This is a genomic window from Streptomyces sp. JL2001, from assembly GCF_050917515.1.
Taxonomy (GTDB): Bacteria; Actinomycetota; Actinomycetes; order Streptomycetales; family Streptomycetaceae; genus Streptomyces.
Window position 1 is genome coordinate 4546025 of record NZ_CP169421.1, and the last position, 16881, is coordinate 4562905.

General features: G+C 72.9%; 15 protein-coding genes. 13 read left to right on the plus strand and 2 right to left on the minus strand.

Features of this window, described 5'->3' with window-relative positions:
• The first annotated feature begins 158 nt into the window (after positions 1–158).
• The 5 genes from ACE1OA_RS20330 to ACE1OA_RS20350 all read left to right on the plus strand — a co-directional run bounded on the left by ACE1OA_RS20330 (position 159) and on the right by ACE1OA_RS20350 (position 4498).
• On the plus strand, positions 159–1691 hold the full coding sequence (locus ACE1OA_RS20330; protein ID WP_432753174.1) for a flavin-containing monooxygenase: 1533 nt from the start codon (positions 159–161) through the stop codon (positions 1689–1691).
• Positions 1688–2602 carry an alpha/beta fold hydrolase gene (locus tag ACE1OA_RS20335; RefSeq protein ID WP_356602936.1) on the plus strand — a complete coding sequence of 305 codons (915 nt, stop codon included), beginning with the start codon at positions 1688–1690 and terminating at the stop codon, positions 2600–2602. Before ACE1OA_RS20330 ends, ACE1OA_RS20335 begins: the two co-directional genes overlap by 4 nt.
• Entirely contained in the window at positions 2599–3504 is a 906-nt protein-coding gene (locus ACE1OA_RS20340) for an SDR family oxidoreductase (RefSeq protein WP_432753175.1), read from the plus strand. Before ACE1OA_RS20335 ends, ACE1OA_RS20340 begins: the two co-directional genes overlap by 4 nt.
• Before the next feature lie 89 nt (positions 3505–3593).
• The gene (locus ACE1OA_RS20345) at positions 3594–3776 is read left to right on the plus strand and encodes a hypothetical protein (RefSeq protein ID WP_356602940.1); all 183 of its coding nucleotides are present in this window, start codon (positions 3594–3596) and stop codon (positions 3774–3776) included.
• A 203-nt stretch (positions 3777–3979) separates the two neighbouring features.
• Entirely contained in the window at positions 3980–4498 is a 519-nt protein-coding gene (locus ACE1OA_RS20350) for a GNAT family N-acetyltransferase (RefSeq protein ID WP_356602942.1), read from the plus strand.
• Here the strand turns inward: ACE1OA_RS20350 and ACE1OA_RS20355 are convergent.
• Complete coding sequence (locus ACE1OA_RS20355) at positions 4441–7710, minus strand: S41 family peptidase (RefSeq protein WP_356602944.1); 3270 nt, start codon at positions 7708–7710, stop codon at positions 4441–4443. The two genes, ACE1OA_RS20350 and ACE1OA_RS20355, sit on opposite strands and share 58 nt — an antisense overlap.
• A gap of 183 nt (positions 7711–7893) precedes the next feature.
• On the opposite strand from ACE1OA_RS20355, the gene ACE1OA_RS20360 reads away from it, so the two are divergent.
• Together ACE1OA_RS20360 and ACE1OA_RS20365 are read left to right on the plus strand one after the other, a co-directional pair.
• The gene (locus ACE1OA_RS20360) at positions 7894–8466 is read left to right on the plus strand and encodes a TetR/AcrR family transcriptional regulator (protein WP_356602946.1); all 573 of its coding nucleotides are present in this window, start codon (positions 7894–7896) and stop codon (positions 8464–8466) included.
• A 158-nt stretch (positions 8467–8624) separates the two neighbouring features.
• Positions 8625–10796, plus strand: a complete 2172-nt coding sequence (locus ACE1OA_RS20365) for an MMPL family transporter (protein WP_356602948.1) — start codon at positions 8625–8627, stop codon at positions 10794–10796.
• 92 nt (positions 10797–10888) lie between these two features.
• On the opposite strand, the gene ACE1OA_RS20370 is transcribed toward ACE1OA_RS20365, so the two are convergent.
• Positions 10889–11248: an SsgA family sporulation/cell division regulator gene (locus ACE1OA_RS20370; protein WP_356602950.1), complete on the minus strand. Its 360-nt coding sequence runs from the start codon at positions 11246–11248 to the stop codon at positions 10889–10891.
• 127 nt (positions 11249–11375) lie between these two features.
• Here ACE1OA_RS20370 and ACE1OA_RS20375 point away from each other — a divergent pair, with 127 nt between their 5' ends.
• From ACE1OA_RS20375 to ACE1OA_RS20400, 6 genes are all read left to right on the plus strand, one after another.
• Complete coding sequence (locus tag ACE1OA_RS20375) at positions 11376–12419, plus strand: energy-coupling factor ABC transporter permease (RefSeq protein WP_432753176.1); 1044 nt, start codon at positions 11376–11378, stop codon at positions 12417–12419.
• A 1-nt stretch (position 12420) separates the two neighbouring features.
• Complete coding sequence (gene cbiQ / locus ACE1OA_RS20380) at positions 12421–13182, plus strand: cobalt ECF transporter T component CbiQ (RefSeq protein WP_432753177.1); 762 nt, start codon at positions 12421–12423, stop codon at positions 13180–13182.
• Complete coding sequence (locus ACE1OA_RS20385) at positions 13170–13946, plus strand: energy-coupling factor ABC transporter ATP-binding protein (protein WP_361309547.1); 777 nt, start codon at positions 13170–13172, stop codon at positions 13944–13946. The genes cbiQ and ACE1OA_RS20385 overlap by 13 nt, the downstream gene beginning before the upstream one ends.
• Before the next feature lie 158 nt (positions 13947–14104).
• A complete protein-coding gene (locus ACE1OA_RS20390; protein WP_356774725.1) occupies positions 14105–14545 on the plus strand; it encodes an organic hydroperoxide resistance protein in 441 nt (146 codons plus the stop codon).
• A 90-nt stretch (positions 14546–14635) separates the two neighbouring features.
• Positions 14636–15808: a serine hydrolase domain-containing protein gene (locus tag ACE1OA_RS20395; RefSeq protein WP_432753178.1), complete on the plus strand. Its 1173-nt coding sequence runs from the start codon at positions 14636–14638 to the stop codon at positions 15806–15808.
• Between the two features lie 7 nt (positions 15809–15815).
• Positions 15816–16682 carry an SDR family NAD(P)-dependent oxidoreductase gene (locus ACE1OA_RS20400; RefSeq protein WP_384869226.1) on the plus strand — a complete coding sequence of 289 codons (867 nt, stop codon included), beginning with the start codon at positions 15816–15818 and terminating at the stop codon, positions 16680–16682.
• Positions 16683–16881 lie beyond the last annotated feature (199 nt).

Here is a 16881-nt window from a genome sequence, read left to right on the forward strand (position 1 = left end):
ATCCGTCACGTGATCCGATCCTTCCGCCACGTCGCCAGCCTATGTTGTACCGCCGGTAACTTTCCCTCGTCGTACCCCTACCGCTCGGTAAGGAGCTGCTCTACTCTCCCAATCGTGCCAGTGATTGCTGGCGGAGTCCTGGGTGCGGCGGAGGCGGCATGACGAACCACGAGCATGTGCGGGTGGCGGTGATCGGATCGGGCTTCGGTGGCCTCGGCGCGGCGGTCAGGCTGCGGCGCGAGGGGATCACCGACTTCGTCGTCCTGGAGCGGGCGGACTCCGTCGGCGGCACCTGGCGGGACAACAGCTATCCCGGCTGCGCCTGCGACGTCCCCTCGCACCTCTACTCCTTCTCCTTCGCGCCCAACGCCGACTGGCCGCGGACCTTCTCCGGACAGCGCCACATCCGCGCCTACCTGGAGCACGTCACCGACACCTTCCGGCTCCGTCCGCACCTGCGGCTCGGCCACGAGGTGCTGATGATGCGCTGGGACTCCGCCGAACTGCGCTGGGAGATCGAGACCTCCCGCGGCGACTTCACCGCCGACGTCGTCGTCTCCGCGACCGGCCCGCTCTCCGACCCGAAGATCCCGGAGATCCCCGGCCTCGCGGACTTCCCCGGGAAGGTCTTCCACTCGGCCCGCTGGGACCACGACTACGACCTCACCGGCAAGCGCGTCGCCATGGTCGGCACCGGCGCCTCCGCGATCCAGATCGTGCCCGCGATCCAGCCCCGGGTCGGCTCGCTCACCCTCTTCCAGCGCACGCCCCCGTGGGTCATGCCGCGCATGGACCGCGCCATCACCGGCCCCGAGCGCTGGCTGCACCGCAAGCTTCCGGTGACGGGCACGCTGCGCCGCGGACTGCTCTGGGGCATCCGTGAGCTCCAGGTGAGCGCCTTCACCAAGCGCCCGACCGAGCTCGGCCTGGTCGAGTCGCTCGCGAAGGCCAACATGGCCAAGGCGATCAAGGACCCGGTGCTGCGGGCCAAGCTGACCCCGTCGTACCGCATCGGCTGCAAGCGGATCCTGCTGTCCAGCGAGTACTACCCGGCGGTCGCCCAGCCCAACGTGGACGTCGTCGCCTCCGGGCTGCGCGAGATCCGCGGCAGCACGCTCGTCGCCGCCGACGGTACCGAGACCGAGGTCGACGCGATCGTCTTCGGCACCGGCTTCCACGTCACCGACATGCCGATCGCCGAACGGGTCGTCGGCGCCGAGGGCCGCACGCTCGCGGAGACCTGGAAGGACGGCATGGAGTCGCTGCGCGGCGCCACCGCCGCCGGCTTCCCCAACTGGATGACGATCATCGGCCCCAACACGGGCCTCGGGAACTCCTCCATGATCCTGATGATCGAGTCCCAGCTGAACTACCTGGCGGACTACATGCGCCAGCTCGACGTCCTCGGCGGCCGCGCCGCCCTGGCCGCCCGCCCCTCCGCCGTCGGCGCCTGGAACCGCAAGGTGCAGTCCCGGATGGAGCGCACGGTCTGGAAGGCCGGCGGCTGCGACAGCTGGTACCTCGACGCCAACGGCCGGAACACCACGTTGTGGCCGGGCACCACGGGCGAGTTCCGGCGCGAGACCAGGCAGGTCGACCTGTCGGAGTACGAGGTGCTGCGCGCCCCCGCCGCGGAGGAGAAGGCCGGGGCCGCGCCGCGGACCGCCAAGAAGAAGGAGACGGTCAAGTGAGCCGGCCGACCGGCGGGGGACCCGTCGCACCGCAGCCCGTACGCGAACTGACCGCCGTCTCGGCCGACGGCTCGCGGATCCACGTCGAGGTGTTCGGGCCGGAGGGCGCCCCGGCCGTCGTGCTCGCGCACGGCTGGACCTGTTCGATCGCCTTCTGGGCCGAGCAGATACGCGACCTGTCCGCCGACCACCGGGTCATCGCCTACGACCAGCGCGGCCACGGCCGAACGGCCCAGGTCGGCCGGTCCGGCTACTCGACCACGGCCCTCGCCGACGACCTCGAGGCCGTTCTCGCCGCGACCCTCGCGCCCGGCGAGAAGGCGGTCCTGGCGGGGCACTCCATGGGCGGCATGACGATCATGGCCGCCGCGGACCGCCCCGGCCTGCGGGACCACGCCGCCGCCGTACTGCTGTGCTCCACCGGCCCCGCCCGGCTGGTGGCCGAGTCCCTCGTGGTGCCGATCCGGCCGGGCGGCCTGCGAAGCCGGCTGACCCGGGGGATCCTGGGAGCCAGAGCGCCGCTCGGGCCGGTCACGCCGGTCTCCCGGAAGATCCTCAAGTACGCCACGATGGGGCCGGGTTCGGCACCGGAACGGGTCGACGCCTGCGCCCGGATCGTGCACGCATGCCCGCGCCCCGCCCGGGTGGCCTGGTCGCACGTCCTGGCGGAGCTCGACCTGGAGGCGGGCCTGGCGGGCCTGACGCAGCCGGTGGCCGTGCTCGTCGGCGCGGCGGACCGGCTGACCCCGCCCGTGCACGCGCGCACGATCGCGGCGGCACTGCCCCGCTGCGTGGGCCTCGTCGAACTGGCGGGCATGGGCCACATGACACCGGTGGAGGCCCCGGAGGCCGTCACCGGGCAGATCCGCGAACTGACCGTCACGTACCTGGGTGTGAAGGAGGACGCATGAGCAGGGTGAGCCTGGAGGGGCAGGTCGCGGTCGTCACGGGCGCGGCCCGCGGTGTCGGCGAGCTCCTCGCCCGCAAGCTCTCCGCGCGCGGCGCGCGGATCGCGCTCGTCGGCCTGGAGCCCGAGGAGCTGAAGCAGGTCGCCGCGCGGCTGCACACCGAGGCCGACTGGTGGCACGCGGACGTCACCGACCACCTGGCGATGGCCCGGGTGGCGGAGGAGGTCAAGGAGCGCTTCGGCAAGGTCGACATCGTCGTCGCCAACGCGGGCGTCGCCGCCGGCGGCCCGTTCGTGGACTCCGACCCGGTGGCCTGGCGACGCGTCATCGAGGTCAACCTGATCGGCGGGGCGGTGACCGGCCGCGCCTTCCTGCCGGTCCTCATGGAGTCCCGCGGCTACTTCCTGCAGATCGCCTCCCTGGCGGCGATCACGCCCGCACCGATGATGACGGCGTACTGCGCCTCGAAGTCCGGCGTCGAGGCCTTCGCCCACAGCCTGCGCGCGGAGGTCGGCTACAAGGGCGTGCGGGTCGGCGTGGGCTACCTGTCCTGGACCGACACCGACATGGTGCGCGGCGCGGACCAGGACGACGTCATGAAGGAGCTGCGCTCCCGGCTCCCCTGGCCGTCGAACCGCACCTACCCGCTGGGCCCGGCCGTGGACCGGATCGTCGCGGGCATCGAGCGGCGCTCGGCGCACGTCTACGCGCAGTGGTGGCTGCGCGGGATGCAGTCGGTACGGGGCTACCTCCCGGGGCTCATCGCCACCGTCGGGCAGCGCGAGATGAAGCGCTTCGAACCGCGGCTCTCCGGTGTGTCCAAGGGCCTGGTGGGCGCCGGCGGAGCGGCCGACGAGGACGCCCGCTCGCTGGGGCGGCGCCCCGCGACTACCGAGGGTGTCTGATCGAAATGCGTGGAATGTTCTGCCGTGCCACGCTGGTCGAGGCCCAAGGGGCGACACGCCCCGTACCCCTCACACAGGAGTGAACCTTCATGGGCAAGGCAGACCAGTTCAGGGACAAGGCGCAGGACCTCGCCGACCAGGCGAGGGCGAAGATGGGCAACGCTAAGGACGAGGCGTCCGAGCGTGCCTCCCAGGCCAAGGCCCGCTCCGACGAGGAGCGCCGGGCCCAGATGGAGGCGCACGACCGCTTCGACCAGGACTACGACGCCTGACGTCTGTCCGCTGAGGAAGGCGCACCCGGGACGCCGGGTGCGCCTTTCGCGCCGTCCGGGGCCGGACCGGGGGGCGACCGCCCGCCGCCCGCGACCGCCCGCCGTCCGCGACCGCGCGTCGTCCGCGACCGCCCGCCGCCCGCGCCCGGCCGCCGGGCGAAATCCGGGTGCCGTCCGTCCGGGGCGGCGCGTACGGTGCCGGCATGCCCGGACTGGAGTCGCTGCGCCCCGACCACGCCCCCGCCCTGCTCGCCTTCGAGCGGGAGAACCGGGCCTGGTTCGCCGCTTCGGTGCCCGATCGCGGGGACGCGTACTTCGAGGAGTTCGAGGAGCGGCACCGGGCGCTGCTCGACGAGCAGGAGACCGGCGCGATCCTCTTCCACGTGCTGGTGGGCGACGACGGGGAGATCCTCGGGCGGTTCAACCTCGTCGACGTGGCCGACGGGTCGGCCGAACTCGGCTACCGCGTCGCCCGGAAGGCCGCCGGGCGGGGCGTGGCCACGGCGGGCGTGCGGGAGGTGTGCCGGCTTGCCGCCCAGGTCCACGGGCTGCGGACGATCCGGGCCGCGACCACCCTCGACAACGCGGGCTCGCGGGCGGTGCTCGCCCGCACGGGCTTCGTGCCCGTCGGGGAGGAGACGTTCGACGGGCGGCCCGGCCTCTCCTACGTGCTGGACCTCGGCGGCAGCTTCGGGCGCGAACGGTCGGGCACCGAGTCGTAGTTCGGGGGACTGGCGGCGGGGGTCTCCGCCAGCAGCGACAGGGCCAGTTCGACGGCGTCGTCCAGCTGCGCGTGGCGGCCCTCGGCCCAGTCCAGCGGGGTGCGCAGGATCGCCAGGTCCGGCTCGACGCCGTGGTTCTCGACCGACCAGCCGTACTCGGGGAACCAGGCGGCGTTCATCGGCACCGTGATCTGCGTGCCGTCACCCAGCCGGTGACGTCCCGTCATGCCGACGACGCCGCCCCAGGTGCGCTGTCCCACCACCGGGCCGAGACCGAGCAGCTTGAACGCGACCGTGATCATGTCGCCGTCGGAGGACGTGGCCTCGTCGGCGAGGGCGACGACCGGACCGCGCGGGGCGTTCGAGGCGTAACTGACGGGCTGGGCGTTGCGGGTGAGGTCCCAGCCCAGGATCCGGCGGGTGAGCTTCTCGACGACCAGCTCGCTGATGTGGCCGCCCGCGTTGCCGCGCACGTCCACGATCAGCGCCGGCCGGGAGACCTCCATCCGCAGGTCGCGGTTGAACTGGGCCCAGCCCGAGCCGCCCATGTCCGGGATGTGCAGGTAGCCGCACTTGCCGCCGCTGACCTCCCGGACCACCGCGCGCCGCTTGGCCACCCAGTCCTGGTAGCGCAGCGGCCGGTCGTCGACCAGCGGCACGACGGCGACCCGGCGCGCCGGGCCCTCGCCCTCCGCCGGCCGGAAGGTCAGCTCGACCGTCGTGCCGCCGGAGGATGCCAGCAGCGGGTACGGGCCGCACACCGGGTCCACCGGACGGCCGTCGACGTGCGTGAGGACCGCGCCCTCGCGGATGCCGGTACCGGCCAGCGGGGAGCGGGCCTTGGAGTCGGAGGAGTCACCGGGCAGGATCCGCTTGACCGTCCAGCCGTCGTCGCGGTGCACCAGGTTCGCGCCCAGCAGTCCCATCGGCCGCTGGTAGTGCGGCGGCCCCTCGTTGCGGCGGGCGGGCGTGACGTACGCGTGCGAGGTGCCCAGTTCGCCCATGACCTCACGCAGGAGGTCGGCGAACTCGTCGGGTGAGGAGACCCGTTCGACCAGCGGACGGTACTGGTCCAGCACCGCGGGCCAGTCGACCCCGCCCAGGTCGGGCTCCCAGAAGTAGGCGCGGACGATCCGGCCGGCCTCGTCGAAGGCCTGGCGCCACTCCGCCTCCGGCTGGACCTCGTGCAGGATCCGCCGCAGGTCGATGTAGACGGTCGAGTCGCCGTCGCCCGACTCCGTCGACGGCACCGCCCGCAGCTCGCCCTCGTCGGCCACCACGAGCCGTGAGCCGTCGCCGCTGACCGCGAACCAGTCGAGGTGCTGGACGAGTTCCGTCTTGCGGGCCTTCGTGATGGTGAAGTGCTCCAGGGTGGGGCGGCCCGAGGTGTCGGAGGGGTTGGCGAAGGTCTCGCCGAGCGCGCCCGAGATCGGCCAGCGCAGCCAGACCAGCCCGCCGCCGCTGACCGGGTGCAGTGCCGAGTACTTGGAGGCCGACACGGGGAACGGCGTCACCCGGCTCTCCAGCCCCTCGACCTCCACCGTCACCGTGCCGTCGCCCTCGTCGGCGTCCTCGACCGGGTCCAGCCCGCCCGCCGCCGGGCGGCCGTCCGGCAGCAGCGCGAAGGGGGAGGGCGTGGCCGAGGACAGCGGTACGAGGTAGGGGCGGCAGCCCAGCGGGAAGGACAGGTCGCCGGTGTGCACGTCGTAGACCGGGTCGAAGCCCCGCCAGGAGAGGAAGGCGAGGTAGCGGCCGTCGCGGGTGAACACCGGGTTCTCGTCCTCGAACCGGCCGTTGGTGACGTCGACGATGATCCGGGCGCCCGGCCCCGCGATCCGGGCCATCTTGATCTGGCGCAGGGAGCGGCCGATGAACGGATGGGACCAGGTCAGCCAGCACCCGTCGGGGGAGAAGGCGAGGTCGCGGACGGGGCCGTTGATCGAGCGGATCAGCTCGGTGACTTCGCCGCCGGACTCCTCGGTGGCGTCGATGAGCAGCAGCCGGCCGTCGTTGGAGGCGATGGCCAGGCGCTCGCCGTCCGGGTCGGAGACCAGCTCCTCGACCCGGCCCAGCTCACCGGAGGCGAGCCGGCGCGGCGGCCGGTCGCCGCTGGCGCGCGGGAGGTAGGCGACCTCGACGGCGTCCTCGCCGTCGGCGTCGGTGACGTACGCGATCTGACCGCCGCTGCCCAGCATCTCGGGCAGGCGCACCCGGACGCCCGGGGTGTCGGCGATGGTCCGGGCGGGTCCGTCGCGGTGCGTGAGCCAGTACAGGCTGCCGCGCACGGAGACCGCGCTGGCCCGTCCCGTCTCGTCGACCGAGAGCGCGTCCACGTGATGGGCGGCCGGGACCTGGTAGGGGCGGCGGCCGGCGCGCGGGCCGCCGAGCCGGACGTCCAGCTTGCGCGGGGCGGCGTCCGGGAGGGTCAGGTCCTCGACGATCCACAGGTCGCCCGCGCACTGGTAGACCACCCGGCGGCCGTCGCTGGAGGCGTGCCGGGCGTAGAAGGCGTCGTGGTCGGTGTGGCGGCGCAGGTCCGTGCCGTCGGGCAGGCAGGAGTAGAGGTTGCCGATGCCCTCGTGGTCGGAGAGGAAGGCGATCCTGCCCGCCACGAACATCGGCGCGTCGAGATGGCCTCCGAGGTCCGGCAGCAGCCGTTCGCCGTGCAGCCAGAGGCGGCCGGTCGCCCCGCCCCGGTAGCGCTTCCAGGCGGCCGGCTCGTGCGGCGGCTTGCCGGTGAGCAGCAGGGTGCGCCGTTCGCCGTCGAGGTCGGCGACGGCGATGTCGGACACCGGTCCCCAGGGCATCCGGCCGCCGGGGGAGCCGTCGGTGGGGACGGTGTAGGCCCAGGAGTAGTACGAGAACGGCTGGCCGTGCGACGAGACGGCGAGGATGTCGCCGTCGGGCGACCAGCCGCAGACCCGGGTGTCCGTCGAGCCCCAGTAGCCGAGCCGGCGGGAGGGGCCGCCCTCGACCGGGGCGAGATGGATCTCGGGGTCGAGGCTGCGCCAGCTCGTGTAGGCGATCCGACGTCCGTCGGCCGAGAAGCGCGGATGGCCGACCCGGGTGCGGTCGACCGTGATGCGCCAGGCCCGGCCCGGACTCCGCCCCTCGGGGACGAGGGGCGCGACCCAGAGATCGTCCTCGGCCGCGAAGCACAACAGGTCGTCGTGGAGGTGCGGGAAGCGGAGATACGCGACGTCGTCACTCACTCCCCAATGCTTTCCGCGAGGAGGGGGTGCGGCAACTCGGGAACGCGAATCTTTCGGGCGGAGTTCCGGCTTCCGGGCCCGGACGGGTGTGGGCTGCGACACGTACGAAACGGTTTCGTTTCGTTGAGGGGGCGGGTATCTTTGTGCTGTACGAAACCGTTTCGTTCGGAAGGAGGGCCGGACATGGCCCGCAGCAGGCTCACCCCAGAGCGTGAGGCCGAGCTGTACGAAGCCGTGCTCGACCTCCTGCGCGAGGTCGGCTACGACGCCCTCACCATGGACGCCGTCGCCACCCGCACCCGCTCCAGCAAGGCCACCCTCTACCGCCAGTGGGGGAGCAAGGCCGAACTCGTCGCCAGGGCCCTGCGCCACAACAAGCCCGTCAGTCTCGCCGAGATCGACAGCGGCAGCCTGCGCGGCGACTTCCACGCGATGCTGGAACTGACCGACGACTGCCAGATGGAGAAGGACTCCGCGCTGATGCGGGGCCTGGCCCATGCCGTCCACGACAATCCCGAACTGCTCCAGGCGCTGCGCGAGCTGCTCATCGAACCCGAGATGACCGGCCTCGACGAGGTGCTGAGGCGAGCGGTGGACCGGGGCGAGATCAGTGCCGACAACCCGGCCCTGAGGCTCGTGCCCCACATGCTGATCGGGGCGTTCATCGCCCGCCCGCTGATCGAGGACCAGCCGGTCGACCACGCCTTCATCAGTGGTTACGTCGACGCCGTCGTGCTCCCCGCACTGGGCGTCTGACCGGGGATCCCCCCGGACCGGCACCGTCCCGACGCCGAGGTGCCCCCTCACCCGGCGTCCGGCACCCCTGAAGACCGCAGTACCTGACGTCGCACCGCTCACGCCGTCGGGTCGGCTCCCCATGCCCTTGTCCCACTCACCAATGGGAGTACGCCCCCGTGGCCACGTTCCTCTACAAGCTGGGTCGCTCCGCCTACCGGCGCCGACGGCTCGTCGCCCTGCTCTGGGTGGCGCTCCTCGCGCTCGCCGGAGCCGGCGCCGCGTCCGCGCCCGCCGCGACCTCCAGCTCCTTCTCGATCCCCGGCACCGAGGCCCAGAAGGCCTTCGACCTCCTGGAGCAGCGCTTCCCCGGCGGCAACGCCGACGGGGCCACCGCCCGGGTCGTCTTCAAGGCCCCCGAAGGCCAGAAGATGACCGACCCGGCCAACAAGGCCAAGGTCCAGGACGTGGTCGGTGAGCTGAAGTCCGGCTCCGACCAGGTCGCCTCGGTCACCGACCCGTACGCCGCCCAGGCGGTCTCCCGGGACGGCTCGACCGCCTACGTCTCCGTCAGCTACAAGCTCTCCGGCATGGAGCTGAGCGACGCGACGCGCGAGGCCCTGCAGAAGACCGGGCACGACGCGCAGGGTCAGGGGCTGACCGTCGAGATCGGCGGTGACGCGCTCCAGACCATGCCCGAGACCGGCGCCGGCGAGATCGTCGGCGTGGTGATCGCCGGCATCGTGCTCGTCGTCACCTTCGGTTCGCTGGTCGCCGCCGGACTTCCGCTGCTGACCGCGATCATCGGCGTCGGCATCGGCGTCTCCTCGATCACCGCGCTCGCCAGTGTCCTCGACCTCGGCTCCACCACCTCCACCCTCGCGATGATGATCGGCCTCGCCGTCGGCATCGACTACGCCCTCTTCATCGTCTCCCGCTACCGCGCGGAGCTCGCCGACGGCCGGGAACGCGAGGACGCCGCGGGCCGCGCGGTCGGCACGGCCGGCTCGGCCGTCGTCTTCGCCGGGCTGACCGTGGTCATCGCTCTCGTCGGGCTCGCCGTCGTCAACATCCCGATGCTGACGAAGATGGGCTTCGCCGCGGCCGGCACGGTCGTGATCGCCGTCCTGATCGCGCTCACCCTGATCCCGGCCCTGCTCGGCTTCGCCGGCTCCAAGGTCATGGGCCGCAAGGAGCGCAAGGGGCTGAAGAAGGCCGACGACAAGCCCAACGCGGGCACCCGCTGGGCACGGTTCGTCATCCGCCGCCCGGTCATGGTCCTGCTCGTCGGCGTCCTCGGCCTCGGCGCGATCGCCCTGCCCGCCGCCTCGTTGGAGATGGGCCTGCCGGACGACGGCGCCAAGCCCGCCTCCGCCACCGAGCGCCGGGCGTACGACCTGCTGTCGGACGGGTTCGGTCCCGGGTTCAACGGCCCGCTGATGGTCGTCGTCGACGGTGACAAGGCCGCGGCCGACTCCACCGTCTCGACGATCAAGGGCCTGGACGGCGTCGTCGCCGTGACCCCGCCGACGCCGAACAAGGCCGGCGACACCGCGATGATCACCGTGATCCCGAAGGACCGCCCCTCCTCGGTGGAGACCGAGAACCTGGTCCACGAGATCCGGGCCTCGACCGGCGACGACGTGCTGGTCACCGGCGCGACCGCGATGAACATCGACTTCTCGCAGAAGATGAACGACGCGCTCGTGCCCTACCTGGCGCTGGTCGTCGGCCTCGCCTTCCTGCTCCTGATGCTGGTGTTCCGCTCGGTCCTGGTCCCGCTGAAGGCGGCCCTCGGCTTCCTGCTCTCGGTGGTCGCGGCCCTCGGCGCGGTCGTCGCGGTCTTCCAGTGGGGCTGGCTCGGCTCGCTGTTCGGGGTCGAGCAGACCGGCCCGATCATGTCGATGATGCCGATCTTCATGGTCGGCGTGGTCTTCGGTCTCGCCATGGACTACGAGGTCTTCCTCGTCACCCGGATGCGAGAGGCGTACGTCCACGGGGAGCGCCCCGGCGAGACGATCGTGACCGGCTTCCGGCACAGCGCCCGGGTGGTCACGGCCGCCGCCGTGATCATGATCGCGGTCTTCTCCGGCTTCATCGGCATGACCGACCAGATGATCAAGATGATCGGCTTCGGTCTCGCCGTCGCCGTCCTCTTCGACGCGTTCGTGGTCCGTATGGCGATCGTGCCCGCGGTGCTCGCCCTGCTGTCCCACAAGGCGTGGTGGCTGCCGAAGTGGCTCGACCGGATCCTGCCGAACGTGGACGTGGAGGGTGAGGCCCTGGCCGTCCCCGCCGACTCCCCGCAGGACGCGGACCCCGACGCGGGACGCAGGCTCGTCAAGGTCTGATCCCGCCCCGGCTCCGGGGCCGCGAACGAGCGGTCGCGCCCCGGATCGCGCCGGGACCCGTGGGGACGGGGTACCGACGCGGCCTTACGCCGTCATCGTGTCGTGGTCGACGCGGTGACGGCGTAGGTGTGCCGCAGGAAGCGCAGCAGGGCGGTCGTGTCGAACTGGACGACGGCGACGCCGTGGGCCGTGTGGAACTCGACGACCGTCTGCACCCGGCCGCAGGGCCAGACGCCGATGTCCCCGCGGCGGGCGGGGGCGCGCATCCCCGATTCGAGGAGGGCGCGGGGGAAGGACCACTCGATGTTGCCGGGAAAGGCGAAGCGCACGGTGGCGGGCTCGGCGTCCGGGTCGTAGCGCAGGGCGACCGGGACGGGCCGCGAGAGGGGGGCGTCGGTGATGATCCGGCCTTTGGCGTGATCTTCGACGGCGTGGTCATCCGCAGGGTGCATCGGCCGACTCCTCGCGCTTGGCGCTTTCATTACCTAATGTCCCATATTCTCCAGCTTTCGCGCGGCGCACTTCTGTCGAGCGTGCGCTCTTGCAAGCTCTTTGCAGGTAGCGCCTATCATCAGTGCCGTGCATGTACCTGACGGATTCATCAACGCCCCTGTCTCGGTCGCCGCCGGAGTCGTCGCCGCGGGCGCCGTCGCCGTCAGCCTGCGCGGAGCCCGCCGCGAGCTGGACGAGCGCACGGCTCCGCTCGCCGGCCTGGTCGCGGCCTTCATCTTCGCGGTCCAGATGCTGAACTTCCCGGTCGCCGCCGGGACCAGCGGACACCTGCTGGGCGGCGCGCTCGCCGCGATCCTCGTCGGCCCCTATACAGGCGTGCTCTGCATAGCGGTCGTGCTGCTGATGCAGGGCATCCTCTTCGCGGACGGCGGCCTGACCGCGCTCGGCGTGAACATCACCGTCATGGGCGTCGTCACGGTCGTGGTCGCGTACGCGCTCTTCCGCGGGCTCGTCCTCGTCCTGCCGCGCACCCGCCGCTCGGCGGCGGTCGCCTCCTTCGTCGCCGCGCTCGTCTCCGTGCCGGCCGCGGCCGGTGCCTTCACCCTCGTCTACGCGATCGGCGGCACCACCGACGTCCCGATCCCGCAGGTACTGACCGCCATGATCGGCGTGCACGCCCTCATCGGCATCGGCGAGGCCGTGATCACCATGCTGACCGTCGGCGCGGTCATCGCCGTCCGCCCGGACCTGGTCCACGGCGCCCGCGGCCTGAGCGCCCCGCTCAAGCTGCGCGTCGGCGGTGAGCTCGTCGACGCCGCTCCGGCCCGCGAGTCCGCGCCCGCCGGCGGCCCCGCGCCGCGCAAGCTGTGGCTCGGCGGCCTGGTCACCGCCCTCCTGCTGGCCGGCTTCGTCTCCTTCTACGCCTCCGCCAGCCCGGACGGCCTGGAGAAGGTCGCCGCCGACAAGGGCATCGACAAGAACGTCGAGGAGCACGCCGCCGCCGACTCCCCGCTCGCCGACTACGGGATCAAGGGCGTCGAGGCCCCCCGGCTCTCCGGCGGCCTCGCGGGCGTGATCGGCGTGGGCGGCACCCTCGCCGTGGGCTCCGGCGCGTTCTGGGCCGTCAGGCGCCGTCGCGCCTCCCACGCGCCGACCGGGGCGCGGGTCTGAGATGGGGGCGGGGCACGCGCACAAGCTGTACCGGCGGGGAGACTCGCCGGTCCACGCCCTGCCGCCGCACGTCAAGCTGGCGGCGGTCTTCGCCTTCGTGGTGGTCGTGGTCTGCACGTACCGCGAGGCGGTCTGGGCCTTCGGTCTCTACGCCCTGCTCCTCGCCGGGGTGGCGGCGTGGGCCCGGGTGCCGGCCGGTTTCGTCCTGCGCCGGCTGGTGATCGAGATCCCGTTCGTGGCGTTCGCGTTCCTGATGCCCTTCGTGGTCCCGGGTGAGCGGGTCGAGTTCCTCGGTCTCTCCCTGTCCGTCCAGGGCCTCTGGGGCGCCTGGAACGTCCTGGCCAAGGGGACCCTGGGCGTCGCCGCCTCCGTCCTGCTCGCCGCCACGACCGAGCTGCGCTCCCTGCTGCTCGGCCTCCAGCGGCTCCGGCTCCCGCCGCTGCTGGTCCAGATCGCGTCCTTCATGCTCCGCTACGGCGACGTGATCTCGGACGAGATGCGCCGGATGTCGATCGCCCGGCGCTCGCGCGGCTTCGAGGCGAAGGGCGTCCGCCACTGGGGCGTCCTCGCCAAGTCCGCCGGCGCGCTCTTCATCCGCTCCTACGAGCGGGGCGAACGCGTCCACCTCGCCATGGTCAGCCGCGGATACGCGGGGTCCATGCCGGTCATCGACGAGGTGACCGCCTCCCGGGCGCAGTGGGTGCGGGCCGCCGCCCTCCCGCTCGCCGCCCTCGTGATCTGCCTTCTCGGATGGACCCTGTGACTTCTCCGTCGACACCCGCCGCCCCCGACTCCCCCTCGCTGGAGGTGCGCGGCCTCGCGTACGCCTACCCGGACGGCCACCAGGCGCTCTTCGGCGTGGACCTGACCGTCGGACGCGGCGAGCGGGTCGCCCTGCTCGGCCCCAACGGCGCCGGCAAGACCACCCTCGTGCTCCATCTCAACGGCATCCTCACCGGCGGCGCCGGCACGGTCGCCGTCGCCGGGCTGCCGGTCGAGAAGCGGAACCTCGCGGAGATCCGGCGCCGGGTCGGCATCGTCTTCCAGGACCCGGACGACCAGCTCTTCATGCCGACCGTGAGGGAGGACGTCGCCTTCGGTCCCGCCGCGGCGGGGATCCGCGGCCCGGAGCTGGACTCCGTGGTCCGCACGGCGCTCGAACGGGTCGGCATGGCCGAGTTCGCCGACCGGCCGCCGCACCACCTGTCCTTCGGGCAGCGGCGGCGGGTGGCGGTGGCGACCGTGCTCGCGATGGAGCCGGAGATCCTCGTCCTGGACGAGCCGTCCTCCAACCTCGACCCGGCCTCGCGCCGCGAGCTCGCCGACATCCTGCGTTCCCTGGACGTCACCGTCCTGATGGTCACGCACGACCTGCCCTACGCGCTGGAGCTCTGTCCGCGCTCGGTCATCCTCAGCGACGGGGTGATCGCGGGCGACGGGTCGACCAGGGACGTGCTGAGCGACGCCGAGCTGATGCGGAGCCACCGGCTGGAGCTGCCCTTCGGCTTCTCCCCGCAGTCGGTCTGACGCTCCGTTCCCTCCGGGGCCCGGGCGGCGGTGGAGTCCCGCCGGGTCGCCGCCCGAGGTCCGCGGACGCTCTCGCTACCCCTGGGTAACGTGGAGCCGCTCCGTCCGATACCTTGTGCACAATCCATTTGTGCACTCCTCACTTACGGGGGCGGACCATGAGCGAACGCGCGGACAGCCGTCCGACGAAGATCATGTACGTGGCCGAGGCCACCGCGCACGGCGGTCGCGACGGCTTCGTGACGAGCCAGGACGGCCTGATCGACCTCCGCCTCGCGATGCCGCGCGCGCTCGGCGGGGACGGCCGGGGCACCAACCCCGAGCAGCTCTTCGCCGCCGGATACAGCGCCTGCTTCCACAACGCGCTCGTGCTCGTCGGCCGCCGGGCCGGCTACGACCTCTCCGGATCCACCGTCGCCGCCAAGGTGGGCATCGGACCCAACAAGGCCCGCGGCTACGGACTGGCCGTCGCCCTCAACGTCTCGCTGCCGCTGGTCGACCAGGAGCTGGCCGCCTCGCTCGTGGACGCGGCGCACGAGGTCTGCCCGTACTCCAACGCCACCCGCGACAACATCGACGTCTCCGTCGTGCTGAGCTGAGGGACGGGACGGCCCCGAGCGACCCGGAATCCGCGCTTCGAGGCGGACGTTGCACCATGGGGTGACGACGAACGACGAGGAGCGTGGCACGTGGACGTCCGGGGCACGGTGGCGGCCGGATTCGAACCGGTGGGGGACGCGTTCCGGCGCAACTTCGAACAGCGCGGCGAGCGGGGCGCGGCCCTCGCCGTCTACCGCGACGGCGTCAAGGTCGTGGACCTGTGGGCCGGCGCCCGGGACGCCGACGGGAACGCCGCCGACGCCCCCTGGGCCGTGGACACCGCACAGGTGGTCCGCTCGGCCACCAAGGGCGTCGCCGCCGCCGTCCCCCTGCTGCTCCACCAGCGCGGACAGCTCGACCTCGACGCCCCGGTCGGCACCTACTGGCCCGAGTTCAAGGCGGCCGGGAAGGACCGGGTGACGGTGCGACAGGTGCTCGCCCACCAGGCCGGCCTGCCCGTCCTCGACCGGCCGCTGACCCTCGCCGAGGCCGTCGACCGGGAGACCGCCCTGCGGGCGATCGCCGCCCAGGCGCCCGTCTGGGAGCCCGGCACCGCCCACGGCTACCACGCCCACACCTTCAGCTGGCTGCTCGCCGGGATCGTCCACCGGGTCACCGGGCGCACCATCGGACGCTGGGTCGCCGAGGAGATCGCCCGTCCGCTCGGCCTCGACCTGTGGATCGGGCTGCCCGCCGACGAGGCCCACCGGGTCGGCCGCATCGGCCCCGTCGAGGAGATCGACCCGCCCGGCGGCGGAGCGCTCAAGCTGCGCCCCAAGCGCTCGGTCACCGAGGCCTACCGCGATCCCGACTCGCTCACCCGGCGCGCCTTCGGCGCCATCGACCCCAAGCCCGACGAGAACGACCCCGTCTACCGGGCCGCCGAACTCCCCGGCTCGGCCGGTGTCTCCACGGCCCGCGCGCTGGCCCGCTTCTACGCCGCCACCCTCGGGCCCGTCGACGGCGGCGTCCGCCTCTTCGCCCCGGCGACCCTGACGCTCGCCCGCACCGAGGAGTCGGCGGGGCCCGACCGGGTGCTGATGGTGGGCACCCGCTTCGGACTCGGCCACATGCTCCACGGCCCGGCCTCCCCGCTGCTCGGCCCCACCTCCTTCGGGCACCCGGGGCGGGGCGGCTCGCTCGGCTTCGCCGACCCGGAGTCGGGCATCTCCTTCGGGTACGTGACCAATGGGATGCGCAAGACGGTCACCGCCGATCCGCGGGCCCAGGCTCTGGTGCGGGCGGTGCGTTCGGTGCTGTGATCCCCCCATGGATCACCACTCGGACTCCTCCCCGCAGTCGCCCGCGGACCGGCTTCCGGACGTCCCCGGCGGCCCTTCGCCCCGCGCCGTCCCCGGTCGTCTCGCGGGCCACGCCGCCCTGGTCACCGGAGCGGCCCGTGGCATCGGCGAGGCGACGGCCCGCCGGCTGGCCGCCGAGGGCGCCCGGGTACTGGTGACGGACGTGGACGGCCGGGCGGCGCGCGCCGCGGCCGAGGCGATCCCCGGGGCCGTCGGCCTGAGCTGCGACGTCACCGACCGCGCGTCCGTCGAGGCGGCGGTCGCGTACGCGGCGGAGTCCTTCGGCGGCCTCGACGTCCTCGTCAACAACGCCCTCGCGCCGGTCGCGCCCGACGCCGCCGCCTTCGAGGACGACCCCGACGAGGGCTGGCGGCAGCAGCTCGACGTCACGCTCCTCGGCGCGGTCCGCTGTTCGCGGGCGGCGCTGCCCCTCCTCACCGCCGCCGGGGGCCGCGGGGCCATCGTCAACATCGGGTCGGTCAACGCGCGGCAGGACTTCGGGAACCACGCCTACAGCGCCGCCAAGGCCGGTCTCGCCTCGCTCACCCGCACCCTGGCCGGCGACGCCGCCCCGCGCGGCGTCCGCGTCAACCAGATCGACCCCGGCACCGTCGCCACCCGGGGCTGGGCGGGCCGGGAGGACCGGCTCGCCGCGCTGGCCGGCCGCGTCTACCCGCTCGGCCGGGTCGGAACCCCCGAGGACATCGCCGCCGCGGTCGCCTTCCTGGCCTCCGCCGACGCCGCATGGATCACCGGCACGACGCTGCGCGTCGACGGCGGCCTCCTGGCCGTGAACACCCACTTCCGCGAAGTCCTCGGCGCCTTCGACGACTGAGCGGCGCCCCCTGGAGCCCGCCCGTTCCGGCCTGTTGCTCCCGTGACGCCCCTTCCGTGCCGGTTCGCATCGATCACAGTCCGGTAACCATCGGCACCCGCTGTGGAGTGCGTTTTTGTTGCCTGATAAAGATTCAGGTCTGGCCGTCGTCCACCGCGCAGGAGCGGTGACACCGCCGGGGGGGCTCACATGGTCGGGT